The following is a 24,741-nucleotide window of genomic DNA, read 5'->3' as shown; positions in this document are numbered from 1 at the left end:
GGAGACGGCATGGCGGAGCGGACATACCGGATAGGCGAGGCGGCGTCGCTGCTGAACCTGAAGACCTATGTCCTCAGGTTCTGGGAAACGGAGTTTCCCCAACTGGTTCCGCTGCGTACCGAGAAGGGGCAACGTCTCTACACCGAGGCGGACCTGGCCCTGCTGCGGCGTATCCGGTTCCTGCTGCACGAACGCGGCCTGACCATCGAGGGCGCACGCCGCATGCTGGCCGAGCGCGGGGCCGCACCCGTACCCGGTTCACCCGGCAGGGCGGACGTGGCGGCCACGGGCGGGCTGACCGGCTTCGGCGAGGACGACCCCGACGACGCGGCCCTGTCCGGCCTGCCGGGCGACGACGATGCTCCCGCCGACGCCGATGCCGCCGCCGATTTTGCCGCCGGTCTCGATGCCGACGCCCCGGCCGATGGCGGCGTGCAGGGCCGCATCCTGTCCGCATCCGCCTCGCGGGTGCAGGCGTGGGACCAGTACCTGCACGGCCTGCTGCTGCCCGAGGACGGCGACCCTGTTCCCGCAGGCGACCGGAACGGACATGTGGACCCGCAATCGGCCGAGACCGCGCCGGGTTCCGGCGCGTCCGTCACATTGTCCGGTGGCGCATCGTCCGGTGGTGTATTCCCCGGCGGCGCGGCGCCCGGAACGGTGCGCGCGATCATCGCGGAACTGGAGGCCATGCGCCGCCTGCTGGCCGGCGCGGACTGACCGTTCCCCTCTTTTCCGGCTGGCGAGGCCCGGCAGCGCCGCCCGTCAACCCGTTTCCGCCGTTCCCGGCCGCGCGCCGCGCAACCGTACGCAACGGTGGTTTCCCGCAACCGCGCATCCGCGCCACGAGCACCGCATGATCCTTTCCCCTTCGCTGCTGTCCTCCGACTTCGGCCGCCTGGCCGACGAACTGGCCGCCCTGGAGGCCGCCGGGCTGTCCTGGGTGCACTGGGACGTCATGGACGGCACCTTCGTGCCCAACATCACCTACGGCCAGCCGGTCATCGCCCATCTGCGGAAACAGAGCCGCCTGTTCTTCGACGTGCACCTGATGGTGGAACGCCCGGAGCGCTACCTGCACGAATTCGTGGACGCCGGGGCGGACATGCTGGTGGTCCACGCCGAGGCCACCCCCCACGTGCAGCGCGCCCTGGCCGAAATCCGCCGCCTGGGCGTCAAGTCGGGCGTGGCGCTGAACCCGCACACCCCGCTTTCCGTGCTGGACTACGTGCTGGACGACACGGACATGGTGCTGGTCATGACCGTGAACCCCGGCTTCGGCGGCCAGTCGTTCCTGCCCGCCAGCTACCGCAAGATCGCCGACCTGCGCGCCATGATCAACGCGCGCGGCCTGTCCACGCTCATCCAGGTGGATGGCGGGGTGGACCCGTCCAACACGGCGCAACTGGTGCGTAGCGGGGTCGACGTGCTGGTCTCCGGCTCGGCCTTCTTCAAGTTTCCGCCCTACGCCGAACGTCTGAAGGCGTTCGAGGCCGCGGCGAATTCCGTATTGTAAGCGCAACCGGGGCGGGCCGGGAATTCCCGTGGCCGGGAACGCCCAACGTGCATCCGTCCCATTCATTTTCCCGTTGCCAGAAGGCGCGGAACGGACTAGTCGGGTGTGGGCGCCGCCGCAGGGCAGTGCCCACCTCTCGTGTCTGCGGCGCATCCCGCCGCGTGGATGATCGTTCCGATGGGCGCGCCGCGCTTGTCATCCGTCGCCTGTCATTCCGGCGCGCCGCGCCGTACCGCTGCATCGCCAACGGCGCCGGGCGCCCGCCCGCCGCCGCATCGAACCCCGCTGGAGGTTGCAATGCCGTCTCGCAAGGAACTCGCCAACGCCATCCGCGTGCTCAGCATGGACGCCGTGGAAAAGGCCAAGTCCGGGCACCCCGGTGCGCCCATGGGCATGGCGGACATCGCCGAAGTGCTCTGGAACGACTGCCTGAAGCACAACCCCGCCAACCCCAAATGGGCCGACCGCGACCGCTTCGTGCTTTCCAACGGGCACGGCTCCATGCTCATCTATGCGCTGCTGCATCTTTCCGGCTACGACGTGAGCATGGACGACATCCGCAACTTCCGACAGCTGCATTCCAAGACCCCCGGCCACCCCGAGTACCCCATCACCCCCGGCGTGGAGACCACCACCGGTCCGCTGGGGCAGGGCATCGCCACCGCCGTGGGCATGGCCATGGCCGAACAGCTCATGGCCCAACAGTTCAACCGCCCCGGCTTCGAGGTGGTGGATCATTCCACGTACGTCTTCCTGGGCGACGGCTGCATGATGGAAGGCATCTCGCACGAGGCGTGCTCGCTGGCGGGCACCCTGGGCCTCGGCAAGCTGACCGCCTTCTATGACGACAACGGCATCTCCATCGACGGCGACATCGCCGGGTGGTTCGCGGACGACACCCCGGCCCGCTTCGAGGCTTACGGCTGGCACGTGGTGCGCGACGTGGACGGCCACGACGGCGAGGCCGTGGCCGCGGCGGTGAAGGCCGCCCGCGCCGTGCCCGGCAAGCCCAGCCTGATCTGCTGCAAGACCCGCATCGGCCAGGGCGCGCCCACCAAGGCGGGCAGCCACAACTGCCACGGCTCGCCCCTGGGCGCCGCCGAAATCGCCGCCGCGCGCGAGGCCATGAACTGGCCGTACCCGCCCTTCGAGGTGCCCGCCGACATCTACGCCGGTTGGGACGCCCGCCCGCGCGGCAACGCCGCCGAAGCGGCCTGGAACGACCTGTTCGCCCGCTACCGTGCCGCCCATCCCGAACTGGCCGCCGAATTCGAACGCCGCATGGCCGGCGACCTGCCCGCCGACTGGCAGGCGGGCGTGGCCGCTGCCCTGGCCGCCACTGATGCGGCCAGGGAAACGCTGGCCACGCGCATCGCCTCGCGCAACGCCCTCAACGCCGTGGCCCCGCTGCTGCCGGAAATGGTGGGCGGCTCGGCCGACCTCACCGGCTCGGTGGGCACCTGGCACAAGGGGTCCAAGCTGGTCACCCCGGGCGACTGGTCCGGCAACTACATCTCCTACGGCGTGCGCGAGTTCGCCATGGGCGCCATCATGAACGGCCTTGCCCTGCATGGCGGGTTCATCCCCTACGCGGGCACCTTCCTGATCTTCTCGGACTACGCCAGGAACGCCATCCGCCTGTCCGCGCTCATGGGCGCGCGGGTGGTCTGGGTGCTCACGCACGATTCCATCGGCGTGGGCGAGGACGGCCCCACCCATCAGCCGGTGGAACAGCTGGCCGGGCTGCGCCTGATCCCCAACGCGCAGGTGTGGCGCCCCTGCGACACCGTGGAAACCCTGGCCGCGTGGCAGGCCGCCGTGGAATGCGCCACCGGCCCCACCTGCGTCTCGCTGACCCGGCAGGACGTGCCCTTCGTGGAGCGCACCGACGAGCAGCGCGCCAACATCGCGCGCGGCGGCTACGTGCTGCGCGACTGCGCGGGCACGCCGGAAGCCATCGTCATGGCCACCGGCTCGGAAGTGCAACTGGCCCTGGCCGCCGCCGATGCGCTGGCCGCCAAGGGCCGCAGGGTACGCGTGGTGTCCATGCCGTCGTCTACCACCTTCGACAGGCAGGACGCCGCCTACCGGGAATCGGTGTTGCCTTCCGCCGTGCGGGCGCGCGTGGCCGTGGAGGCCGCCGCCGTGGACGGCTGGTGGAAGTACCTGGGCCTGGACGGCAAGGCCGTGGGCATGACCGGCTTCGGCGAGTCGGCCCCCGGCAAGGTCTTGTTCGAATACTTCGGGATTACGACCGAGAAGGTCATCGAGGCGGTGGAATCCCTGATCTAGGAACCCCACCGTACGGGAGGCGGCCCCCGCCCCCTGGTCTGGACACCGGGCGCGAACGTGGTAGGATGCCAAAGCCACGTTCGCGCCTTTTCTTTTGCCAACCAAATCAAGCCAATCGAGCAGTAGAGGTATATCCATGGCCGTACTCAAGATGACCGACCTTGATCTGAAGGGTAAGCGCGTCCTGCTGCGCGAAGACCTCAACGTGCCCCTCAAGGATGGCAAGGTGACCAGCGACAAGCGCATCCGCGCCGCGCTGCCCTCCATCGAAATGGCCCTGAAGGCGGGCGCCCGCGTGCTGCTGGTGTCGCACCTGGGCCGTCCCACGGAGGGCGAGTTCGACCCCGCCTTCTCGCTGGCCCCGGTGGCCGAGCATCTTTCCAAGGCCCTGGGGCGCGACGTGCCGCTGGTGCGCGACTACATCGACGGTATCGAGGTTGCCGAGGGGCAGTGCGTGCTGTGTGAGAACGTGCGCTTCCTGAAGGGCGAAAAGAAGGACGACGAGGCCCTGGGCCGCAAGCTGGCCGCCCTGTGCGACATCTTCGTCATGGACGCCTTCGGCGCGGCGCACCGTGCCCAGGCCTCCACCCACGCCGCCGTGCGCTTCGCCAAGGTGGCCTGCGCCGGTCCCCTGCTGGCGGCCGAACTGGACGCCCTGTCCCGCGCCCTGGATGCCCCGGCCAAGCCCATGGTGGGCATCATCGGCGGTTCCAAGGTGTCCACCAAGCTCACCCTGCTGGACACGCTGTCCAGGAAGGTGGACCGGCTCATCGTGGGCGGCGGCATCGCCAACAACTTCATCAAGGCCGCCGGGTACGAGGTGGGCCGTTCGCTGTACGAGCCGGACCTGGTGGACGAGGCCGCCCGCCTGATGGCCGCCGCCAGGGCCGCCGGGGGCGAGATTCCCGTGCCGGTGGACGTGGTGGTGGGGCCGGAATTCGCGGACTCCGCCCCGGCCACGGTACGCAAGGTCACGGACGTGAAGCCGGACGAGATGATCCTGGACATCGGCCCCGAAACCGCCGCGTTGTACCGCGACATCCTGATGCAGGCGGGCACCATCGTCTGGAACGGCCCGGTGGGCGCCTTCGAGGTGGAGCAGTTCGGCCAGGGCACCAAGGCCGTGTGCATGGCCGTGGCCGACAGCCCGGCTTTCTCCCTGGCGGGCGGCGGCGACACCGTGGCCGCCATCGAGAAGTACGGCGTGGTGGACCGCATCTCGTACATGTCCACCGGGGGCGGGGCCTTCCTGGAATTCCTGGAAGGCAAGACCCTGCCCGCCGTGGCCGTGCTCGAGGAACGTTCCGGCAAGGGCTAGCATAGGGTAGGGCGAAGCGCCGGCGCACTGCGGGCAATCCCGTGGGTGCGGCGGCCCGCGCCATGTGTTTCACGCGGCGCGTTTCCGTTGGTCCGGTGGCCAATGCCATCAGCAACGGGAGCGCGCCGTTGGCGTTTCACGCCGGGGCACTGCATGGGGCGCGGCGTGGATGTTCCGCCAACGCTCCGCACCTCTCGGGCGCGGGCGGATACGTCGAATGGACGGGAAGGGCAGGGGGGAGAAAAGGCCCGGGCCGTTGCATTGCATCGGCGCCACGGGTGCCGCCGGTACGTTGCCGCATCGTGCCGCGCAACGTGCGTGCGCTGCGCGTGCCGCCGGGGGCAGGACCGGATGGAAGCGGCCACTGACGCAGGTTTTCGTCGTGGCGTGCAGCAAGGGTGCGTGGCGCTGCGTCCGTTTTGCGTTTCCGCTTCCGTTTTTTTGCTACGCTGCTGTTGACTTGCTGTAGTGGCGGATGTAAGAGCGGCGATGTGCCGTGACCGGTGCCGGTGTTTCGGCGTCGTCGCTTCGGCCCCGTCGTTCAATTCCCGCGGAGGTCCAGTATGGATGACTTTTTGAAGGAAGCATTGGAAATCGTGAAGGCGCAGGCCGGCGTGCGGACCATGACGGAGGACGAGATCACCTCCATGGTGCAGACGCTGGCCAATGGCATTCGTGCCATCAGCCTCGGCGAGACCGAGCCGGAAGAGGCGTGCGAAACCTGCGGCGACCCCCGCAAGGCCGTGAAGGAAAAGTCCATCACCTGCCTTGAATGCGGCAAGTCGTTCAAGATCCTCACCCGCAAGCACCTTGCCTCGCATGGCCTCGATGCCGTCGCCTATCGCGAGAAGTGGGGCCTCAAGAAGAGCACCCCGCTGGTGTGCAAGGCGTTGCAGCGCGAACGCCGCAAGAAGATGAAGGACATGAAGCTCTGGGAGAAACGGCGCAAGCACGTTGCTTCCTAGCCTAGGCGGGGGGCTCCGGCCGCGTGCCGGACAGCCTCGGGAGGGCCGCATGTTGCGGCGGCGCCGCCGAGAATTCGCGACGGAAAAAGGCCGTCCTGCGTTGGCAGGGCGGCCTTTCGCCGTTCCGGGATGGGGCGATGCCGTGGCGTCGCGCAGGGGGCAACCCCCGTGGCCTCGCGCGGCCGGAAACGAAGAACCACCCGGAAGGAGCGGTTCCATGCGTCGTCACGTCGTCACGCCGGGACCGGGAGGCGTGGCGCTCAGTTGTCCAGGGCGCCTTCGCCCACGATGAGCGAGCGGCCCCCGTCGTCGGAACCGTCGGGCCGGGGTTCGCGCTCCGTGGCCACCATGCGGTAGCCGAAGCTGACATAGAGCGGGCCCTTGTCCTCGGGGTCGAGGTAGAAGCGCGTCTCGAAGGGGATGGCCCCCTCGTCGCCCACGGCGCGGGGCAGGTAGTCGTATTCCGCGGCGTCCAGCACCCGGCCCGAGGCGTCGCTGAGGTAGACCATCACCGTGAGTTGTTCGTACCACCTGGCCCAGGCGGGCAGGGCGCCCGGCACGGGACTGGCCTGGCCGCGAACGCCCACTGATTCGCGCAGGGGCACCACGCGGTAGGTGAAGCGCAGGTACTGCATGGAGACGGTTTGCGGGGTGTCGCTCTGCAATTGCGCACGGGCAAGGTGTCCCACGGTCTGCCTGGCGCAGCCCGCCAGCAGCGCCAGGCACAGGCCCGCGACCAGCACGGCCGCCAATGCGGCCGCCTGCCGGGACGGGCGGCCGGAACGGCCGGAGGAACGGGGCGGAATACTGCGCGACGAAAAGAAGGACACGGGCATGACATCTCCGGCGGTTGCGGGACGCGCGCTGTGCGCTGCAAGAAGGTGCGCGTGGCGGGGTGGTGGGTCCTGCCGCGCTGCCGAAGCGTTTCCAGCGCGAAACGGTGCGTTCAACGGGCCTTACGGCTTGGGCGGACCATAGACCAGCATTTCCGCCAGCGTCAAGGATACGCGGGGGGCGGCGCGCTGGCCCGTGCCCTTGCCCGCACAGTGTTCCAACTCCAGTTCCGCCAGCCGCCGGTAGAAGGGGGTGCGGTCCAGCGTGGGCACCGCCTCGTCGGGCTGGCCGTCGGTCAGGCCGCAGAAGCGGTGGCAGCCGCGAAATACCTGGCGCTGCCCGCCGGGTCGCAGCAGGACGTTGCGGGTGCCGTGCATGCGGCAGATCATCAGCCGGTGGGCGTACAGGCCGCACAACCCGTCGTCGTTGACCGGGCACATCACGCGCGGCACCACCCCGGCGGACTGTGCGGCTGCGCACTGGGCCACCACCTCGCGGGCGCGGCGCACGTATTCGGCGCGGCGCGCCTCCGGCAGGGCCAGCATGCCCTTCCACAGGTAGGCCCATTCCACGTGGGTGTGGTGCTTGAAGTGGGTGCGGCAGCAGTTGTCCTCGCAGCCCGCGCAGGTCAGCCCGGCGGCGCGGGCAGTTTCCGCGTAGGTCCGCTCCATGTCGGCGTACAGTTCCGACAGGCGGGCGAAGACGCCGGGGCCTTTCCGGCCACCCTTCGATGTCGGTTGGCCCGGTTGGGGGGGGACAGCCGCGTTCAGGGCAGCAGTTATGCGAGATGACGCGGGGGGGACGGGCTTGCGGCCGGACTTGCGGACGGACATCAGGCCTCCCCGCCCGCCAGCCAGGCCACGATGCGCTCGGCGCACGCGCCGGGCGCCAGGTCGTCGGCGGCCAGGGTAAAGCTGGCGTAGCGCCGGTACAGGGCGATGCGCTCGTTGTACAGGTCCTCGATGGTCTGCCCCGGCGCGATGGCCAGTCCCCGTTCCGGGTTCATGGCGATGCGTGCGAGGATCAGCGGCAGGGAGACCTCAAGGTAGATCAGCGGCCCCAGCGCGGCAAGGTGGACCATGGCTTCGTGGCGGTAGACCACGCTGCCCCCGGTGGAGAGCACGGTACGCCGCGCGCCGATGCGGCGGATGACGCCCGCCTCCACGTCCAGGAAGCGTTCCTTGCTCATGGAATCGGCCACGGCCTGCAACCGGACGCCGTAGGTGGCCTCGATGAGGTTGTCGGTGTCCACGTGGGCCCAGCCCAGTTGAAGGGCCAGTTCGCGGCCCACGGTGGTCTTGCCGGCGCCTGCCATGCCGATGATGCTGACGCACCCGTCGGGTGCGATGCGTACGGGGTCAAGCGGGAGAGGGGCGGAAGGAGCGGTCATGGAAAGTCCTGTGGGAAGTCCTGTGGGGAAGTCCTGTGCGCTGGGATGGACGGATGTGCGTGCCGGGACGCCGTGACCTCCGGGCGGGGATACGGGACCACCCCCTTGCGGCGCAGGCCCGGCGCGTGTGCCTGTGTAGTCGGCGGCGGCGTGCGGTGTCAACCTGATGCGTCGGCGCCGGGTGCGCGGGGAGACGCGGGAACCCGCCCCAAACGCAAACAGGCAGGCCCGCCGAAGCGGACCTGCCTGAAAGGCATCGTACGGAAGCGATTAACGCTTGGAGTACTGGTACCGGGCGCGGGCGGCGCGCTGGCCGTACTTCTTGCGTTCCTTCTTGCGGGCGTCGCGGGTCAGGAACCCGGCGCGCTTCAGGGCGCCGCGCAGTTCCGGCTCGACTTCGAGCAGGGCGCGGGAAATGCCGTGGCGCACCGCTTCGGCCTGGCCGGTCACGCCGCCGCCGCAGACATTGACCTTGATGTCGAAGCGTTCGACGTTCTTGGTCAGCACCAGGGGCTGGCGGATGATCATTTGCAGCGACTTGCGCGGGAAGTAGTCTTCGAACGGACGACCGTTCACCACGATCTGGCCGGAACCGGCGTACAGACGGGTACGGGCCGTGGCGGTCTTGCGGCGACCGGTGCCGTAGTTGAATTCGTTGGCCATGATTCTCTCCGGCTCGATCGGGTTAGTACTTGATGACCAGCGTCTGCGGGTTCTGGGCGGCATGCGGATGCTCGGGGCCAGCGTAGACCTTGAGCTTCTTCAGCATGGCGCGGCCGAGCCGGTTCTTGGGCAGCATGCCCCGCACGGCGTTCATCAGCACGCGTTCCGGATGGGAGGCGAGCATCTTCTCGAGGGTGATCTCGCGAAGGCCGCCGACGTACCCGGAGTGACGGTAGTATTTCTTGTCGGCAAGCTTGTTGCCGGTGACCTTGATCTTTTCGCAGTTGACCACGACGATGAAGTCGCCGTTGTCCATGTGCGGGGCGAACTCGGGCTTGTGCTTGCCACGCAGGCGATGCGTGATCTGGGTGGCAAGGCGGCCGAGAACCAGGTCGGAGGCATCGACCACGAACCATTCGCGGTTGATGTTCTCGGGCGTGGGGCTGAACGTTTTCATCAGAGCGTACTCCTGTGCGAGCTCGAAAGAACGGTCTTTGTATTGGGTTCCCCGCCCCGTGTCAACAGAAAAAGGGCGTGGAAACGCGCGACGGACGACGCCCGCCCAAAGGCTGGCGTCATGCGTGCGATGCTTGCCGTACCGGACGGAACCGGACTGGACAGACTGCACGGGGCCGGGCTGCCCATCGACCTGACGGACAGGCGTCGATGATGGCGGCCCCTGGCGCATGTCGCGGTGACGCGGGGTTCGCCTGGCGGCCGTCCGCACTTCGGTTCCCACTGGCGCGCCTAACGGGGCGGCTGGCCTGGGGAGCGGACGGCTGGCCCCGCGGATACGCCGAAAGCGGCGGGCGGGGCGGCACCGGGCAGGCGCCGGAAGGACACTGCCGGACGGTTGGCTTGGACCATCCGGCGGGCTTCCGTGGCGTGAACCCGAAGCGTATCGCTTCAAACTCTTGAGCTTTACACCACGACCGCATACATTGCCAAGAGCTTTTCTTGAACCCCCGCGGGAGGACCCATGCCCAGCATTCGCAAGAGCTTGCTCCAGTTCGTCTTTTCCGGTGCGTACATGAAGCGGTGGAACGACAAGCTGCGGCCCGTGGAACTGATGGAGGTGGACAAGCAGGCCCACAAGATGATCGTCGCGTGGCTGCTGCTGCAACTGAACACCCGCAACCTGCCCGCCGAGGAACGGCTGCGCCTTGGCGCCGAAGTGGTGGAAGGCGGGCTGTTCGACTACTTCTACCGCCTGGTCATCACCGACGTGAAGCCGCCGGTGTTCTACCGCATCAAGGAGAACGAGGCCCACTACCGCGAACTCACCGAGTGGGTGGCGGACGAGTTGGAGCACATCGTGCGTCCGCTGGACGAGGATTTCTGGCAGCGCCTGCTGACGTACATCCGCCGCCGCGAAAAGGACACCTTGGCCGACCGCATCCTGACCGCCGCGCACCTCTACGCCAGCGGCTGGGAATTCAACCTCATCAAGCCGCTGAACGGGTTCGACGACGAGATGCCGGAAATCGACGGCTCGTTCCAGAGGCGCCTGACCGCCATGGCCGACCTGGCCGGGGTGCCCGAACTCATCGGCGGTTCCAGCAACGCGCTGGGGCGTTTCGCCAACCTGTGCGGCCAGTTGCGCTTCCAGAAGCGCTGGTCGCAGACCCCGCGCATTCCCGAAACCTCGGTCATCGGCCACATGTTCATCGTGGCCTGCTACGCCTATTTCTTCAGCATCGCCGTGGGCGCCTGCCCGGCCCGCCGGCTGAACAACTTCTTCTGCGGCCTGTTCCACGATCTGCCCGAAGTGCTGACCCGCGACATCATCTCGCCGGTGAAGCGTTCGGTGAAGCAGCTTCCCGAACTCATCCGCCAGTACGAAGAGCAGGAGATGCAGGAGCGGGTGTTCTCGCTGCTGGACAAGGCGGGCTACGGCGACGTGGCCAGCCGCCTGGGCTATTTCCTGGGGCTGGCCACCGGTTCGGAGTTCGACGAAACGGTGCGCGAGCCCGGCCCCGGCGGCGTTCCCGACGGTACGACGTCCGTGGTCCGCAAGGTCACCTTCGACGAGTTGCAGAACACCTGCAACATCGACGAACTGGACCCCAAGGACGGCCGCCTGGTCAAGGCCTGCGACACCCTGGCCGCGTTCATCGAGGCGCACACCTCGGTGCGCAACGGGGTGACCTCCAGCCACCTGCAGGAGGCCATCGCGCGGCTGCGCGGCGAGTACCGCCGGGTGACGCTGGGGCCGTTGCATGTGGGGGCGCTTTTCGCCGACTTCGATTAGGCGAGGCCCGTGCATGGGGGCTTTTGCCCTCTGCCGGCGTCAGAACGCCGTTTCATCCCGGTCGAGTACCACAAAAGTACACTCCCTCCATGAAACGGCGTTCTTCCTTGGCAGAGAACAAAATCCCCACCTGCACGGGCCTCGCCTGTAGCGTTGGCTTAGCCACGGCTTCCTTCGAACATGCGGCATGAAGCCGCGCCGGATGTGCGGAGTGTGGTGACGTTCCCGCTCCGCATCCGCCCGCAGGGCTTGTGAAAGAGAAGACAAGCGGGGCGGATTTTGCTATCGGTAACGCCATGCCCGATCCCGGCGCGAGTCCGGAGACGAGACCCATTGCCCCACCACACACCGCGAGGAGAGTACACATGCTGTTGCGAAAGCGTGCCTGGGACATCGTGCGGGAGGAATTCCCCAAGCTGCGCGAGGACGATTCGCTGGCCGAGGCCATGCGCAAGCTCAGTTCCTGCGTGGGGCCCGGCGGCGGGGGCGGGGCGGGCTGCCTGTGCGCCCTGGTGTATGACGAGCGCGACATGCTGCGCGGCGCCCTTTCGGTGTGGGACACCGTGCGCTTCATGGAGGATTCGCTGCTGCGCAGCGGTTCCCTGCGCGGCATCGAGGAGGACGGCTTCGACCGCATCTACCGCAATGCCTGCAAGGTGGCCGGGTCCACCAAGGTGCGCGACGTCATGGACCGCGACATGACCCAGGTGGCCCCCGACGACCCGCTGCTGGTGGTGCTGGAGAGCTTCGTGAAGAAGGGCCGCAGCTACGCCGTGGTGACCGAGGCGGGCAAGGTGCTGGGCGTCATCATGATCAACGACGTGTTCCGCGAGATTAGCGGCGAGATCATCAGCCGCGCCTGAATCCGCAACGGATGCATGCCGACGAACAAGGGCCGCTCCCGGAAGGGGGCGGCCCGTTTGCGTTGCGCGTGGGTTGGGTGACGGGAGGGACAACTGCGCCGTCCGTCCGTTCGTCTGGGGGCGGGGCCTGTCGGCCGGGCCGCACCGGTTGCGGTGGCGCAGCCCGGGCGGGCCATGCCCGCCATGCCGTCACTCCCTGGCCGTCATCCCTTGGCCGGGGTCTCGGTCCTGGGCGCTTCCGCCTTGGGCCTGGTGGTGGCGCCGAAGGCGTTGGTCACCAGCGCGTTGAGCAGTAACGAGGTGTAGCGCGCGTCGTAGCGCGTCTTGTCCGCCGCCAGTTCCTGCGCGGCGGGTATCAGATCCTTGGCCGGGGCGTGGGGGCGTGCGCTGATCATGGCCGAGAACGAATCGGCCACGGCGCAGATGCGGCCCAGCCGGCTGATCTGCTCGCCCTTGAGCTTCTGGGGGTAGCCGGAGCCGTCCAGCCGTTCGTGGTGTTCCAGGGTGCACTGGCGCAACTCGTCGAAGGCCAGCCCCATCTTGTGCATGATCTTGGCCCCCACCAGCGGGTGCAGGGGAATCTTGTCCTTTTCGTCGGGCTTCAGCGGGGAGGTCTTGGACAGGATGAACGCGGGCACCTTGGCCATGCCCAGGTCGTGCAGCAAGAGGGCCAGCGCCGACCGGTCCATGTCCCGGCGTTTCAGGTTGTCGCCCATGGAGGTGACCAGCAGCCACAGCCCCACCGAAAGGGTGTTCAGCGAGTGCCTGGCCAGCGAATGTTCACGGTACAGGCGGCGCATGAACTGTTTCACCCGGTGCCTGTCCTGCCACAGGTATTCGGTGAGGACCATGATGTCGCGGTACAACACCTCGAACACCGGCTTCACCGGTTGCTCGATGAACTCGTTCACCCGCAGGGTCAGGGCCTGCTGGAAGATGTCCGCGACCTCGCCTTCCTTCAGGTTCTTGTCCACCAGCACGAGGTCGAGCTGGTGGACGATGTGCTGTGAATAGATGGGGTGGTCCGACCGCGACACGAACAGGTCGCCCGCCTCGCACAGTCGCTGCACCTCTTCCACCTGCTCGTTGGAAAGCCGTGCGCCCTTGCGGGTGTACGGCTGCAACTGCGCGATGTCCTCGCGGAAGCGGAACAGGTCCACCGGGGGACGATATTTGGGGAAGCTCGACAATATCTCCGTGCTGATCTGGTAGTATTCCTCGGAGATGTTGTCGGGGATGGTTGCCTTCACCGTGGGTAGCTCCCTTGTGGCGCGCGCGTCGTGGGCGGCGGGACGCGGCGGAGCCCGGCCCGCAGGGGAGCCCGACGCCACCGCCTGCCGTCATTTCCTGTAGATCTTCACCATGTTGGTGCCGCGCGGCTTGCGGCCCGACTTGGGCTGCCCGGCGGTAATGACCACGTTGTCGCCCTTTTCGAAGTCGGGCGCCGTGTCCACGAAGCGTTCGGCCCGGGCCACGTGGCTGGGGATGTCCTGCGGGATGTCCTGCGGCACGATGCCCCACGAGAAGTTCAGGGCGCGCAGGGCCGCCGGGTCGGGCGTCAGGGCCCAGACCATCTGGCGCGGGCGGCGCGACGAGATGAGCCGGGCCGATGCGCCGCTCATGCTGTGCGAGACGATGCCCTTGGCCCCGGTCTTCTCGGCCAGCAGACAGGCCGCGTAGGCCAGGAATTCCGCCGTGCCCTTTTCCTCGGCCGGTTCCACGAGGCGTTGCGTCTCGAAGTGCAACTCTTCCGCCTTGGTGGCGATTTCCTTCATGAATTCCACGGTCTCCACGGGAAAGTTGCCCATGGCCGTTTCTTCCGAAAGCATCACGCAGTCGGCCCCGTCAAGCACCGCGTTGGCCACGTCGGTGGTTTCCGCGCGGGTGGGCGAAGGGCTGTTGACCATGGACAGCAACATCTGGGTGGCCACGATGACCGGCTTGGCCGCGCGGTTGCAGGCGCGGATGATGCGCTTCTGCATGGCGGGCAGGGCGGGCAGGGGGCATTCCACGCCCAGGTCGCCGCGCGCCACCATGATCACGTCGGCCTCGGTCAGGATGTCCTCCAGCCGGTCCACGGCGTTCTGCCGTTCCAGCTTGGCGATGACCGGGATGTGCCTGCGGCCGCTGGCCGCGATGATTTCCTTGGCGTCGCGGATGTCTTCCGGCGTCTGCACGAAGGACAGGGCCACGGCGTCCACGCCCAGTTCCAGGCCGTCGGCCAGGTCCTTGCGGTCCTTTTCGGTCAGGGCGGGCAGGCGCACCGACTTGCCGGGCAGGGCGAGGCCCTTGCGCGAGGTGATGATGCCGCTGTTGTCGGCCTCCAGTTCGAAGCACCCCTCCGGCGCGGTGCCCAGCACGCGGAACTGCAACCCGCCGTCGGAAAGCACCACCCGGTCACCGGCTTCCAGCCCGTTCAGCACGGCCTGGTTGGAGAAGGGGATGAGCGGCAGCACCGCGCCCGCCGGGGCCTTGGGGCCCAGCAGCACGCGGTCGCCCTTGCCCACGGAGACGGCGCCGTCGGGAATCTCGCCGATGCGGATCTTGGGGCCGGAAAGGTCCTGCAGGATGGTCACCGGGCAGCCGCATTCGGCTTCCAGTTCGCGCAGCGTGCGCACCAGGTCCACGAACATGGATGCGCCGCCGTGGGAAAAGTTGAGGCGAAAGATGCGCACTCCGGCGGCGATGAGGCGCGAAAGCACCTCCCGCGAGCGCGAGGCCGGTCCTATGGTGGCGATTATCTTCGTTCTCATGCTCCACCCCTGTGCAATAAGTTGTATCTTGTCAAGCCGTTTGTGCGTCGCGGAGGGGGCCGCCAGCCGTGTGGGGCCGCCGTGGCGGATACCCCCGTATACCTCGCCGACACCCTTCGTGTCCCCATGCTTTCCGTAAAAATATCAGGGCAGGCCATGCCCCGGTGCGCCGGGGCGGGCCGCATGCCGCAACGCGGCGCCGCGAATCCCGTGCGGCAGCGCACGCGCGGCCCGTGCCGCGTGTGCCGGGCGGTGGGGGCGCGGCCCCGCGTGGCGCGCTTGTTGTACGGTGAAATACCTTGATGTTTTTATGGGTGAGAATGCGCGCCGGTTGCCGTTAGAAATTTTCTAGACTCCGCTGGGAGCCACGGCTTGACAGTGTGCAACATATCATAGAGAAAGTGGGAAATTGTGGTAAAAGGTGGTAGAGTCTCCTCAGAAAAGGCCCCTTCCCCGGACAAAAAGCACCCCGCGCGCCACGCGGGGGAAACGGCGGAAGCGGGTGCGCATCCTCTACACTTCGCGCAACAGCGCGAGATGAAAGGCAAGTGGTGTTCCCGTGTTGTTCAGAGGCCGTTCCCACCGCAGTCTCGACCCCAAGGGCCGACTGATGCTGCCGCCGGATTTCCGCGACATCCTCGTGTCGCGCGCCGAGGGCGGCAAGCTGGTGCTGACCAGCTTCGACGACTGCGTCATGGGCTACCCCCTGCCGGACTGGGAAGACTTCGAGCGCAAGTTCTCGACCCTGAAGAACCCCTCGCGCAAGATGCGCGACTTCCGCCGCCTGGTCATCGGCAGCGCCGAGCTCATGGACATGGACGGGCAGGGGCGGGTGCGCATTTCGCGTTCGCACATGGACTACGCGGGCATCACCAAGGACGTGGTGCTGCTGGGCCAGGGCAGCCGCTTCGAAATCTGGGACCAGGGCCGCTTTGACGGCATCGTGGCGCAGGACTTCGACGACGTGGCCGCCGAACTGGCCGACAGCGGCATAGAACTTTCCCTCTAGTCAGCAAGGCACGGCCCTCAAAAGCTCCAGGATACCGCAATGACCGGCGCACCCGTTCCCACCGCACCGCAGGCCGCCCCCGCTCCCACGGAAGGGGCGCGCGCCGCCGCGCTGCACGTGCCCGTGCTGCTGGACGAGGTGCTGGAGGCGCTGGCGCCCCGCCCCGGCGGCCGCTACCTGGACGGCACCGTGGGGCTTGGCGGCCATTCGGCGGCCATCATGGAGCGCATCGGCCCGGGCGGCGAACTGTGCTGCCTCGACCGCGACGCCACCGCCCTGGACCTGGCCCGCCAGCGCCTGGCCCCGTGGGGCGGCCGCGTGCACTTCTTCCACACCCGCTACGCCGACTTCGAATCCGCGCTGGACCAACTGGGCTGGGACAAGGTGGACGGCGCGCTCATCGACATCGGGGTGTCGTCCATGCAGATCGACACCGCCGGTCGCGGCTTCAGCTTCCATGCGGACGGCCCGCTGGACATGCGCATGGACCAGGGCGGCGACGAGGATTCGGCCGCCAGGCTGGTGAACCGGGCCACCGTGGACGTGCTCAAGGACATCATCCGCCGCTACGGCGAGGACCCCATGGCCGGGCGCATCGCCCGCGCCATCGTGGACGCCCGCGCGGCGGGCCCCATCGAGACCACGGCCCAGTTGGCGGCCATCGTGGACAGGGCCTACCCGGCCAAGTGGCGCGCCACCTCGCGCAACCACCCGGCCACCCGCACCTTTCAGGCCCTGCGCATGGCCGTCAACGACGAGTTGGGCCAGTTGGAACGCTTTCTCGACCGCATCCTGGACCGGCTGAACCCCGGCGGGCGGCTGGCGGTGATCACCTTCCATTCCCTGGAAGACCGCATCGTCAAGCACCGCCTGCGCGACGAAGCGCAGGGCTGCGTGTGCCCGCGCAACGTGTCCCGCTGCGAATGCGGCCACACGGCCCGCGTGGACGTGCTGACCCGGAAGCCGGTCACCGCCACCGGGGCGGAACTGGCCCGCAACTCCCGCGCCGCCAGCGCCAAGCTGCGCGCGGCCGTGCGGCTGGCCCGGGGGCAGGCCCCGCGCCCCCGGCGGCGCAACAAGTACGCCCCCGGCGACCGCGATGCAGGGCAGGGGGGCGCGTCATGAGCCACGGCGTGGGAAGCTGGGTGCTGGCCATGATCCTGTCGGTGCTGACCAGCCTGGTGCTGGGGCTTTCGCTGGTCTGGCTGAACATCGAACGCATGGACATGGCCTACACCCTGCGCAAGTTGCAGGGCGAACTGGACGGCAGGGCGGCCCTGACCGCCAAGCTGGAAGTGGAGCGGGACCGGCTGATGTCGCCGTATGAACTGGGAAGGAAGGCGGAGGCCATGGGCATGCGGGGGGCGCGCCCCGGCCAGATCCGCCGCATCGAGGAGGCGGGGCGCTAGCGCCCCGGAGCGTCATGCTGCGAGCAGACAGGAAGTCACGCATTCTCGGCAGGCCCGCGCCGCGCACCGCGCGCGACGCGCGTCCCTCTTTCGAGGCGCGCGCGCCCCGCGCCGCACGCGCCCTGCGCAACAGGAAGGCCCCCGGCTCGCCGTTCGGCGGCGGCCCGCGCTTCAATCCCTTTGCCCGCTTCGGCGGGGCGGACTGGAGCAAGGTGCGCCTGTACGGCGTGGGCTGCATGTTCGCGCTGCTGTGGGTGCTGCTGTGGGCGCGCGCCTGGTACGTGCAGGTCTACGACGGCGACCGGCTGGCCGGGCTTGCCCGCCGCCAGCACATGGCGGCGGAGACCGTTTCCGGCCGGCGCGGGGCCATCCTTGACCGCAACGGGCAGATCCTGGCCCGCAGCGTGGAGGTGCGCTCCGTCTACGTCCGCCCCGGCGAGGTCCGCGACGTGGACGCCACGGTCAACGCCCTGGCCGCCGCGCTGGAAGCCCCGGCCAAGAACGTGCGCGACGCCGTTGTCGCCAAGCGGGGCTTTTCGTGGGTGGCCCGCAAGGTGGACGACCTGGCCGCGGAGAACGTGCGCAAGGCCGGCCTGCCCGGCGTGTACCTGACCAGCGAGTACGAGCGCATCTATCCCTTCAAGCAGATGGCCGGGCAACTGCTCGGCTTCGTGGGCATGGAGAGCAAGGGCCTGGAAGGCATAGAGCTGGCCTTCGAGGAAGTGCTGAGCGGCGATTCCGCCCGCAACGTGGTGCAGCGCGACGCCGCCGGCCGCCGCCTGGACATGGACGGCGGCGCGGGCCGCGCGTCCCTGCGCGGCCGCGACGTGCGCCTGACCATCGACACCCAGGTGCAGTTCTTTGCCGAAGAAGCCCTGGCCCGCTCCGTGGACCAGTTCGACGCCTCCTGGGGCGGCTGCCTGGTGGTGGACGTGGACTCCGGCGACATCCTGGCCTGGGCGCAGTACCCGTTCTTCAATCCCAACGCCTACCGCGACTACAAGGCCGACCGCTGGCGCAACCGCCTGGCCGCCGACGCACTGGAGCCCGGCTCCACGCTGAAGCCGTTCCTGGTGGCCGCCGCGTTGCAGGAAGGCGTGGTCAAGGGCGACACCTCCTTCAATTGCGAAAAGGGCCGCTGGAAGACCCGCTACATCACCATCCGCGACACGCACAGCTACGACGTGCTGCCCGTGAACAAGGTGCTGCGCTACTCCAGCAACATCGGCATGGCCAAGATCGGCCTGGAACTGGGGTCCAGGCGCTACTGGGAATACCTGAGCCAGTTGGGCTTCGGCGACCGCACCGGCCTGCCCATCACCGAGAGCAAGGGCATCCTGCGCGATCCGCGCCACTGGTCCGAGCCGGACCTGATCACCACCTCGTTCGGCCAGTCCATCGCCGCCACCGGCGTGCAGATGGCCCAGGCCTACCTGACCCTGGCCAACGGCGGCGAACGCAAGCCGCTGCGGCTGATCGCGGATTCCGGCGACGACACCCCGGCCAACTCGGCCAGCCAGAAGGTGTACAACGACAAGACGGTGAAGCAGGTCATCTCCATGCTGCGCGAAGTGGTGGAGGAAGACGGCACCGGCACCCGCGCGCGCATCCCCGGCATCATGGTGGGCGGCAAGACCGGCACCGCGCAAAAGGCTGACGAGACGGGGCGTTACGGCCACGAACGGCTGGCTTCGTTCGTGGGGTTCGCCCCCATCGACCGGCCCAAGTATCTGATATTGGTCATGGTGGACGAACCGCAGAAAAATTCGTACGGCGGCGTGGTCGCCGCGCCCGTGTTCAAGCACGTGGCCATGCGCACCATGGCCTACCACGGCCTGCTGCCCGACGCCCCCGACCCCGAGGCCCCCACCTACGCCACGCCCATGGGCAAGACCGGCCCGGTGGAAGTGCGCCGCGAGGTGGCCGAGGCCGTGCGCGAGGACCCCGACGGGGTGCCCAACGTGGTGGGCAAATCGGTGCGCCGGGCCGTGGAGGTGTTCGCCCGGCAGGGCATGGTGCCCGTGCTCAAGGGCGTGGGGCAGACCGTGATCCGCCAGACCCCGGAACCGGGTGCCGAATGGCCCAAGGGCCAGCCCGCGGGGCAGTGCGTCCTCTGGCTTTCCGAGAATTCGTAGGAGCATCGCCGCATGACCCGCATTTCCTTTGACGACCTTCTGGCCCGCATTCGCAAGGACAGGCCGGAAATCCGCACCGACTCGCGCAGGGTGGGCCGGGGCGACGTGTTCGTGGCCGTGCCCGGCGTCGCCGCCAACGGCGGGGCGGGTGTGGACGGCGCGGACTTCATCCCCAAGGCGTGGGCCGCCGGGGCCGGGGCGGTGGTCTGCCTGCCCGGCCGGGTGGACGAGGCCCTTGCCGCCGCTCCGGAAGGTTCCGTGGTCGCCGCGCACGACGACCCGCGCGCGGCCATCGGCCTGCTGGCGCAGGCGCGGTACGGCACGGACGCGCTGTCCTTCCCGGTGGTGGCTGTCACCGGCACCAACGGCAAGACCACCATCACCTATCTGCTGGAACACGTGTTTTCCGCCCTGGGCCGCCGGGCCGGGGTGCTGGGCACGGTCAGCTACCGCTGGCCGGGCTTCGCCATGGACGCGCCGCTGACCACGCCCGACTGCATCGAAATCCACGCCATGCTGGCCCGCATGCAGGCCGCCGGGGTGGACGTGGCGCTGATGGAGGTCTCGTCCCACGCGCTGGACCAGCGCCGGGTGGCGGGCATCCGCTTCGCCGGGGCCATCCTGACCAACCTGACGCAGGACCATCTGGACTACCACGGCGACATGGAACGCTACTATGCCGCCAAGGCCCGCCTGTTCACCGGACTGCCCGACGCGGACAAGGCCTGCGCCGTCAACGCCGACGACGCCTGGGGCCGCCGCCTGCTGGGCGAGGTTCCGCACGCCATCGGCTTCGGGCTGGATGCGCGGCCCGATGGGGGAGAAGTCGTGCCGGGCCGCCGCCACCTGCACGGCGAAATGGTCCGCAACGACACCTCGGGCCTCACGTTGCGCATGACCTTCGAGGGGCGGCAGTGGGAACTTTCCTCGCACCTCGTGGGCGCGCACAACGCCTCCAACCTGCTGGCCGTGCAGGCCGTGTGCCTGGGCATGGGCCTTGCGCCCGAAGATTTCGCCAGCCTGGCCGACTTCGCCGGGGTACCGGGGCGGCTGGAGCGCATCGTGAACCCGCGAGGGCTGGACATTTTCGTGGATTACGCCCATACCCCCGACGCGCTGGAAAACGTGCTGCGCGCGCTGCGCGCGGTGGGCTTTGCGCGCATCGTCACCGTGTTCGGCTGCGGCGGCAACCGCGACCGCACCAAGCGCCCGCTGATGGGGCAGGCGGTGGCGCGGTATGCCGACGTGGCCGTGCTCACGTCCGATAACCCCCGCCACGAGGACCCCGAAGCCATCATGGCCGATGTGCTGCCCGGCCTTGCCGGTGCGCGCGAGGTGGTCAGCGACCCCGACCGGGCCAGGGCCATCGGCAAGGCCCTCGCGCTGCTGCGGCCGGGCGACGCGCTGCTGGTGGCGGGCAAGGGGCATGAAAGTTACCAGCAGATCGGCGACCGCAAGGTGCCGTACAGCGACCAGCAGGTCATCCGGGAGATATTGGGGTGCAATTGATGTCCACCACCACGCGCCACGCCGCGCGGGTCCGCGCCGTGCCCTGCCAGGCCGGTCGGACCAGCCAGGCCAGTCGGGCCGGTTCCGCCGCGCGCACCGGGGGTTTCCGGCGCGCCGTCCTGACGGCGCGCGCGGCCGGACAGCCGGACGGACACGTGACCGAACGCACCACCGGGAGCCGCCATGCTGTATAACCTGCTGTACCCGCTGAGCTCCGAATTCACGGTCCTCAACGTCTTCCGCTACATCACCTTCCGGTCGGTGTGGGCGCTCTTGACCGCGCTGCTGCTGTCCATCCTCATGGGTCCGCGCTTCATCGAATGGCTGCAACGCATCAAGTGCGGCCAGCAGATCCACGAGGACGTCACCTGCCACGTGCAGAAGGCGGGCACCCCCACCATGGGCGGCCTGCTCATCGCCTTTTCCCTGTCCGTGAGCGTGCTGCTGTGGGCCGACCTGACCAACAAGTACGTCTGGCTGACCATGCTCATCTTCCTGGGCTTCGGGCTGGTGGGCTTTCTGGACGACTACATCAAGATCCGCCGCCGCAACAACAAGGGCCTGTCCGCCCGCGCCAAGTTCGCGGGGCAGGTGGCGGTGGCCGCCGTGGCCATGTACCTGGTGGTCAGCGAGCCGGTGTACTCCACGCGGCTGGCCTTTCCGTTCTTCAAGGGGCTCGCGCCCGACCTGGGCTGGCTGTACATCCCCTTCGCGGTGACGGTCATGGTGGGTTCGTCCAACGGGGTGAACCTCACCGACGGGCTGGACGGCCTGGCCATCGGGCCCACCATCATCGCGGGCATGGTCTTCGCCGTGTTCATCTACGTGGCGGGCAACGTGCAGATGTCCGGCTACCTGCAAGTGCCCTACGTGCCCGGCGTGGGCGAGGTCACCGTGTTCTGCGGGGCGCTGGTGGGGGCGAGCCTGGGTTTTCTGTGGTTCAACGCCTATCCCGCCCAGGTGTTCATGGGCGACGTGGGCTCGCTGGCCCTGGGCGGCGCGCTGGGCTTCCTGGCCGTGCTGTGCAAGCAGGAACTGCTGCTGCTCGTCGTGGGCGGGCTGTTCGTGGTGGAAACCCTGTCGGTGATCCTGCAGGTGGGCTACTTCAAGTTCACGGGCGGCAAGCGCATCTTCCGCATGGCCCCACTGCATCATCACTTCGAATTGCAGGGCATCCCCGAGTCGAAGATCATCATCAGGTTCTGGATCATGTCGGCGCTGCTGGGGCTGATGGCGCTGTCGGTTCTGAAATTGCGCTAGGACAAGGATACGGCAATGACCTGCGACAAGCACATGGCGCGGACCATCGGCAAGGGCGACCTTGCGGTGGTCGTGGGCGCGGGCCGCTCCGGCATGGCGGCCGCGCGGCTGCTGCACCGCATGGGCGCGCGCGTGCGTCTGCTGGAACGCAACGCCGGCGGGGTGCCCGCCGACTTCGCGCGCTGGGCCGCCGGGGCCGGGGTGGAAATCGCCACCGGCGACCATTCCCCGGCGCAGTTCGAGGGCGCGCGGGCCGTGGTGCCCAGCCCAGGCATGGCCGTGGCCGCCCTGCGTCCCCTGCTTTCGGCAGGGCCGGACGCACCCGAGGTGTTGGCCGAGATGGAGCTTGCCTGGCGGCAACTGGACGGCGAGCCGGTGCTGGCCGTCACCGGCACCAGCGGCAAGACCACCACGGTTTCGCTGTGCGCCGCCATGCTGCGCGCGCAGGGCCTTGCGGTGTTCCTGGGCGGCAACATCGGCACCCCCCTCAGCGAGTACGTGCTGTCGGTCGCGGATGGCGGGCCGCGCGCCGACGTGCTGGTCATCGAGATTTCCAGCTTCCAGTTGCAGGCGTGCACCACCTTTCGCCCGCGTGTGGCCATGCTGCTGAACATCAGCGAGAACCACCTGGACTACCATGCCGACATGGCGGAATACATCGACGCCAAGTTCCGGCTGTTCCGATGCATGGAAGAAGGGGACCTGGCCATCTTCGGCGAGGGCGTGCGCGACCTGGCGGCCGCGCGCGCACCCAGGGCCCGCACGCTGTTCTTCGACGCCGGGGCCGGGCGCTTTCCGCATACCCGGCTGCTGGGCGGGCACAACCAGGCCAACATCGAGGCCGCATGGCAGGCCTGCCGCGAATTCGGCGTGACGGCCGAGGCGGCGGAAAAGGCCGTGGCGGACTTCGCCCCGCTGGAGCACCGGCTGGAGGCCGTGGCCGAGCGCAACGGCGTGCTGTGGGTGAACGATTCCAAGTGCACCACGGTGGAGGCGTTGCGTGTGGCGCTGCAAGCCTTCGACCGGCCGGTGGTGCTGATGGTGGGCGGCAAGTTCAAGGGGGGCGACCTCGCGTCCCTGCTGCCGCTGATGCGCGGGCGGGTGCGGGCCGTGGTGGGCTTTGGCGCCAGCCGTGAACAGTTCGAGGCCGCGTGGCTGGGCCAGGGGGATTTTCCCATGTTGTGGCATGACACCCTGGAACCCGCCGTGGCCGAGGCCGCCGCGCTGGCCAAGCCCGGCGACGCGGTGGTGATGGCCCCGGCCACCTCCAGCTTCGACCTGTTCGCCAACTACAAGGAGCGCGGCCACGCCTTCCGCCGCGCTGTGGAGGCCCTGCCATGAGGTTCGGCGCGCAAGCGGACGCCCATCCCTCGGCCGCGCTGGCCGACCTGCGGCACGACGGGTCCGGCCATTACGGCAGCTTCGGCGGCATCGCCCACGGCGATCACGGCCCGCAGAACGGCGTGGACTGGTGGCTGTTCGCCATCGCCCTGACCCTGCTGGGCATCGGCCTGCTGATGGTGCTGTCCGCCAGCGGCATCGTGGCCGAGCGCTTCAACGGCGACAAGTACTACTTTTTCAAGCGCCAGCTGATTTTCGCCTGCGTGGGCGGCGTGTCCCTGTTCACCGCCGCGCTGATGCCGCGCAACCTGCTGTACAAGCTGCAATACCCCATCCTGTTCGGGGTGCTCATCCTGCTCGTCCTGGTGCTGACGCCGCTGGGCAACAAGGTCAACGGCGCACGCCGCTGGATCCAGGTGGGGCCCGTGGCCGTGCAGCCCATGGAGTTCACCAAGATCGCCCTGGCCCTGTACCTGGCCTACTTCATGAGCACCAAGCAGGAGATCATCAAGACCTTCAGCCGGGGGGTCATACCGCCGTTCGCCGTGACCGGGGTGTTCTGCGCGCTGCTGTTGCGCCAGCCCGACTTCGGCGGGGCGGCGGTGCTGGCCATGATCCTGTTCTTCATGTGCCTGGTGGGCGGCACCCGGTTCTTCTACTTGGCCGTGTCCGGGGCGGCGGCCGTGGCGGGCGCCGTCATGCTGGTGGTGCATTCGCCGTACCGCTTCCGCCGGTTCACTGCCTTTCTCGACCCCTTCGCCGACGCGCAGGATTCCGGCTACCAGCTGGTGCAGTCGCTGTTCGCGCTGGGGTCCGGCGGCATCACCGGCGTGGGCATCGGCGCCAGCCGCCAGAAACTGTTCTACCTGCCGGAAGCGCACAACGACTTCATCATCGCCGTGCTGGGCGAGGAACTGGGCTTCATCGGCATGTCGCTGGTCTTCGTGCTGATGGGCATGCTGTTCTGGCGGAGCTTCCGCATCGCCGCCCGGCAGGACGACCTGCGCGACCGGTTCACCGCCTTCGGGGTGACCCTGGTGCTGTTGCTGGGGGCCGTGCTGAACATGGCGGTGGTCATGGGCGTGGCGCCCCCCAAGGGCGTGCCCATGCCCTTCCTGAGCTACGGGGGCAGCAGCCTGCTGACCACCCTGACCTGTGTGGGGCTGTTGCTGAACTATTCGCGCACGGCACGCTGACGGCGTGCCGCCGCACGTTTTCACCATCGCACGAGAC

The 24,741-nt window shown here is 68.5% G+C and carries 22 protein-coding genes and 1 pseudogene; 16 read left to right on the top strand and 7 right to left on the bottom strand.

The features are described from left to right. Nucleotides 1-9: 9 nt before the first annotated feature. The 5 genes and pseudogenes from V6B97_RS10150 to V6B97_RS10130 all read left to right on the top strand — a co-directional run. Nucleotides 10-231: pseudogene (locus V6B97_RS10150) on the top strand (MerR family transcriptional regulator); the annotation flags it as partial. 625 nt (nt 232-856) lie between these two features. Then, complete coding sequence (rpe, locus tag V6B97_RS10145; RefSeq protein ID WP_333506391.1) at nt 857-1,516, top strand: ribulose-phosphate 3-epimerase; 660 nt, start codon at nt 857-859, stop codon at nt 1,514-1,516. Nucleotides 1,517-1,813: 297 nt separating this feature from the next. Then, nucleotides 1,814-3,808 carry a transketolase gene (gene tkt / locus V6B97_RS10140; protein ID WP_333506390.1) on the top strand — a complete coding sequence of 665 codons (1,995 nt, stop codon included), beginning with the start codon at nt 1,814-1,816 and terminating at the stop codon, nt 3,806-3,808. A 136-nt stretch (nt 3,809-3,944) separates the two neighbouring features. Next, nucleotides 3,945-5,126: a phosphoglycerate kinase gene (locus V6B97_RS10135; RefSeq protein ID WP_333506389.1), complete on the top strand. Its 1,182-nt coding sequence runs from the start codon at nt 3,945-3,947 to the stop codon at nt 5,124-5,126. 563 nt (nt 5,127-5,689) lie between these two features. Continuing rightward, nucleotides 5,690-6,091: a MucR family transcriptional regulator gene (locus V6B97_RS10130; RefSeq protein ID WP_333506388.1), complete on the top strand. Its 402-nt coding sequence runs from the start codon at nt 5,690-5,692 to the stop codon at nt 6,089-6,091. A 260-nt stretch (nt 6,092-6,351) separates the two neighbouring features. Here V6B97_RS10130 and V6B97_RS10125 read toward each other — a convergent pair whose 3' ends face one another. From V6B97_RS10125 to rplM, 5 genes are all read right to left on the bottom strand, one after another. Then, nucleotides 6,352-6,927, bottom strand: a complete 576-nt coding sequence (locus V6B97_RS10125) for a hypothetical protein (protein ID WP_333506387.1) — start codon at nt 6,925-6,927, stop codon at nt 6,352-6,354. Between the two features lie 120 nt (nt 6,928-7,047). Then, a complete protein-coding gene (locus V6B97_RS10120; RefSeq protein ID WP_333506386.1) occupies nt 7,048-7,758 on the bottom strand; it encodes a hypothetical protein in 711 nt (236 codons plus the stop codon). Further along, nucleotides 7,758-8,315, bottom strand: a complete 558-nt coding sequence (gene thrB, locus V6B97_RS10115) for a homoserine kinase (RefSeq protein ID WP_333506385.1) — start codon at nt 8,313-8,315, stop codon at nt 7,758-7,760. The genes V6B97_RS10120 and thrB overlap by 1 nt, the downstream gene beginning before the upstream one ends. A gap of 270 nt (nt 8,316-8,585) precedes the next feature. Continuing rightward, a complete protein-coding gene (rpsI, locus tag V6B97_RS10110) occupies nt 8,586-8,978 on the bottom strand; it encodes a 30S ribosomal protein S9 (RefSeq protein WP_007522928.1) in 393 nt (130 codons plus the stop codon). Between the two features lie 22 nt (nt 8,979-9,000). Next, a complete protein-coding gene (rplM, locus tag V6B97_RS10105) occupies nt 9,001-9,435 on the bottom strand; it encodes a 50S ribosomal protein L13 (RefSeq protein WP_333506384.1) in 435 nt (144 codons plus the stop codon). A gap of 522 nt (nt 9,436-9,957) precedes the next feature. On the opposite strand from rplM, the gene V6B97_RS10100 reads away from it, so the two are divergent. Both V6B97_RS10100 and V6B97_RS10095 read left to right on the top strand, forming a co-directional pair. After that, nucleotides 9,958-11,229: an HD domain-containing protein gene (locus V6B97_RS10100; RefSeq protein WP_333506383.1), complete on the top strand. Its 1,272-nt coding sequence runs from the start codon at nt 9,958-9,960 to the stop codon at nt 11,227-11,229. Between the two features lie 365 nt (nt 11,230-11,594). Then, a complete protein-coding gene (locus V6B97_RS10095) occupies nt 11,595-12,092 on the top strand; it encodes a CBS domain-containing protein (protein WP_333506382.1) in 498 nt (165 codons plus the stop codon). Between the two features lie 203 nt (nt 12,093-12,295). Here V6B97_RS10095 and V6B97_RS10090 read toward each other — a convergent pair whose 3' ends face one another. Continuing rightward, nucleotides 12,296-13,342: an HD-GYP domain-containing protein gene (locus tag V6B97_RS10090; protein WP_333506381.1), complete on the bottom strand. Its 1,047-nt coding sequence runs from the start codon at nt 13,340-13,342 to the stop codon at nt 12,296-12,298. A 90-nt stretch (nt 13,343-13,432) separates the two neighbouring features. Further along, a complete protein-coding gene (pyk, locus tag V6B97_RS10085; RefSeq protein WP_333506380.1) occupies nt 13,433-14,845 on the bottom strand; it encodes a pyruvate kinase in 1,413 nt (470 codons plus the stop codon). Between the two features lie 559 nt (nt 14,846-15,404). Here pyk and mraZ point away from each other — a divergent pair. The 9 genes from mraZ to ftsW are packed head-to-tail and all read left to right on the top strand — an operon-like array spanning nt 15,405 to nt 24,704. Further along, a complete protein-coding gene (mraZ, locus tag V6B97_RS10080; RefSeq protein WP_333506379.1) occupies nt 15,405-15,854 on the top strand; it encodes a division/cell wall cluster transcriptional repressor MraZ in 450 nt (149 codons plus the stop codon). Between the two features lie 39 nt (nt 15,855-15,893). Beyond that, entirely contained in the window at nt 15,894-16,979 is a 1,086-nt protein-coding gene (gene rsmH, locus V6B97_RS10075; RefSeq protein WP_333506378.1) for a 16S rRNA (cytosine(1402)-N(4))-methyltransferase RsmH, read from the top strand. After that, on the top strand, nt 16,976-17,263 hold the full coding sequence (locus V6B97_RS10070) for a hypothetical protein (RefSeq protein WP_333506377.1): 288 nt from the start codon (nt 16,976-16,978) through the stop codon (nt 17,261-17,263). Before rsmH ends, V6B97_RS10070 begins: the two co-directional genes overlap by 4 nt. A gap of 14 nt (nt 17,264-17,277) precedes the next feature. Beyond that, nucleotides 17,278-19,398: a penicillin-binding transpeptidase domain-containing protein gene (locus V6B97_RS10065; protein WP_333506376.1), complete on the top strand. Its 2,121-nt coding sequence runs from the start codon at nt 17,278-17,280 to the stop codon at nt 19,396-19,398. Between the two features lie 12 nt (nt 19,399-19,410). Further along, nucleotides 19,411-20,907 (top strand): UDP-N-acetylmuramoyl-L-alanyl-D-glutamate--2,6-diaminopimelate ligase, encoded by a 1,497-nt coding sequence (locus V6B97_RS10060; RefSeq protein ID WP_333506375.1) that lies wholly within the window; start codon nt 19,411-19,413, stop codon nt 20,905-20,907. After that, nucleotides 20,907-21,101: a hypothetical protein gene (locus V6B97_RS10055; protein ID WP_333506374.1), complete on the top strand. Its 195-nt coding sequence runs from the start codon at nt 20,907-20,909 to the stop codon at nt 21,099-21,101. The genes V6B97_RS10060 and V6B97_RS10055 overlap by 1 nt, the downstream gene beginning before the upstream one ends. Continuing rightward, nucleotides 21,091-22,167 carry a phospho-N-acetylmuramoyl-pentapeptide-transferase gene (gene mraY, locus V6B97_RS10050; protein WP_333506373.1) on the top strand — a complete coding sequence of 359 codons (1,077 nt, stop codon included), beginning with the start codon at nt 21,091-21,093 and terminating at the stop codon, nt 22,165-22,167. Before V6B97_RS10055 ends, mraY begins: the two co-directional genes overlap by 11 nt. 15 nt (nt 22,168-22,182) lie before the next feature. Continuing rightward, on the top strand, nt 22,183-23,508 hold the full coding sequence (gene murD, locus V6B97_RS10045; protein WP_333506372.1) for a UDP-N-acetylmuramoyl-L-alanine--D-glutamate ligase: 1,326 nt from the start codon (nt 22,183-22,185) through the stop codon (nt 23,506-23,508). Next, a complete protein-coding gene (ftsW, locus tag V6B97_RS10040) occupies nt 23,505-24,704 on the top strand; it encodes a putative lipid II flippase FtsW (protein ID WP_333506371.1) in 1,200 nt (399 codons plus the stop codon). Before murD ends, ftsW begins: the two co-directional genes overlap by 4 nt. Nucleotides 24,705-24,741: the final 37 nt, after the last annotated feature.

The sequence above is a fragment of the Nitratidesulfovibrio sp. 1201_IL3209 genome (assembly GCF_036763125.1).
Taxonomy (GTDB): Bacteria; Desulfobacterota; Desulfovibrionia; order Desulfovibrionales; family Desulfovibrionaceae; genus Cupidesulfovibrio.
Note: the sequence above shows the minus strand (reverse complement) of the source record. Positions and strands in the feature narration are given on the sequence as shown.

Bases quoted from the DNA above. Each gene is read 5' to 3' on its own strand.
- V6B97_RS10065 (WP_333506376.1), top strand. From the start codon at position 17,278: ATGCTGCGAGCAGACAGGAAGTCACGCATTCTCGGCAGGCCCGCGCCG.
- mraY (WP_333506373.1), top strand. From the start codon at position 21,091: ATGCTGTATAACCTGCTGTACCCGCTGAGCTCCGAATTCACGGTCCTC.
- rsmH (WP_333506378.1), top strand. From the start codon at position 15,894: ATGACCGGCGCACCCGTTCCCACCGCACCGCAGGCCGCCCCCGCTCCC.
- rpe (WP_333506391.1), top strand. From the start codon at position 857: ATGATCCTTTCCCCTTCGCTGCTGTCCTCCGACTTCGGCCGCCTGGCC.
- rplM (WP_333506384.1), bottom strand. From the start codon at position 9,435: ATGAAAACGTTCAGCCCCACGCCCGAGAACATCAACCGCGAATGGTTC.
- V6B97_RS10120 (WP_333506386.1), bottom strand. From the start codon at position 7,758: ATGTCCGTCCGCAAGTCCGGCCGCAAGCCCGTCCCCCCCGCGTCATCT.
- V6B97_RS10060 (WP_333506375.1), top strand. From the start codon at position 19,411: ATGACCCGCATTTCCTTTGACGACCTTCTGGCCCGCATTCGCAAGGAC.
- V6B97_RS10055 (WP_333506374.1), top strand. From the start codon at position 20,907: ATGTCCACCACCACGCGCCACGCCGCGCGGGTCCGCGCCGTGCCCTGC.
- V6B97_RS10095 (WP_333506382.1), top strand. From the start codon at position 11,595: ATGCTGTTGCGAAAGCGTGCCTGGGACATCGTGCGGGAGGAATTCCCC.
- V6B97_RS10100 (WP_333506383.1), top strand. From the start codon at position 9,958: ATGCCCAGCATTCGCAAGAGCTTGCTCCAGTTCGTCTTTTCCGGTGCG.
- murD (WP_333506372.1), top strand. From the start codon at position 22,183: ATGACCTGCGACAAGCACATGGCGCGGACCATCGGCAAGGGCGACCTT.
- tkt (WP_333506390.1), top strand. From the start codon at position 1,814: ATGCCGTCTCGCAAGGAACTCGCCAACGCCATCCGCGTGCTCAGCATG.
- V6B97_RS10125 (WP_333506387.1), bottom strand. From the start codon at position 6,927: ATGCCCGTGTCCTTCTTTTCGTCGCGCAGTATTCCGCCCCGTTCCTCC.
- V6B97_RS10130 (WP_333506388.1), top strand. From the start codon at position 5,690: ATGGATGACTTTTTGAAGGAAGCATTGGAAATCGTGAAGGCGCAGGCC.
- rpsI (WP_007522928.1), bottom strand. From the start codon at position 8,978: ATGGCCAACGAATTCAACTACGGCACCGGTCGCCGCAAGACCGCCACG.
- ftsW (WP_333506371.1), top strand. From the start codon at position 23,505: ATGAGGTTCGGCGCGCAAGCGGACGCCCATCCCTCGGCCGCGCTGGCC.
- V6B97_RS10135 (WP_333506389.1), top strand. From the start codon at position 3,945: ATGGCCGTACTCAAGATGACCGACCTTGATCTGAAGGGTAAGCGCGTC.
- V6B97_RS10070 (WP_333506377.1), top strand. From the start codon at position 16,976: ATGAGCCACGGCGTGGGAAGCTGGGTGCTGGCCATGATCCTGTCGGTG.
- pyk (WP_333506380.1), bottom strand. From the start codon at position 14,845: ATGAGAACGAAGATAATCGCCACCATAGGACCGGCCTCGCGCTCGCGG.
- thrB (WP_333506385.1), bottom strand. From the start codon at position 8,315: ATGACCGCTCCTTCCGCCCCTCTCCCGCTTGACCCCGTACGCATCGCA.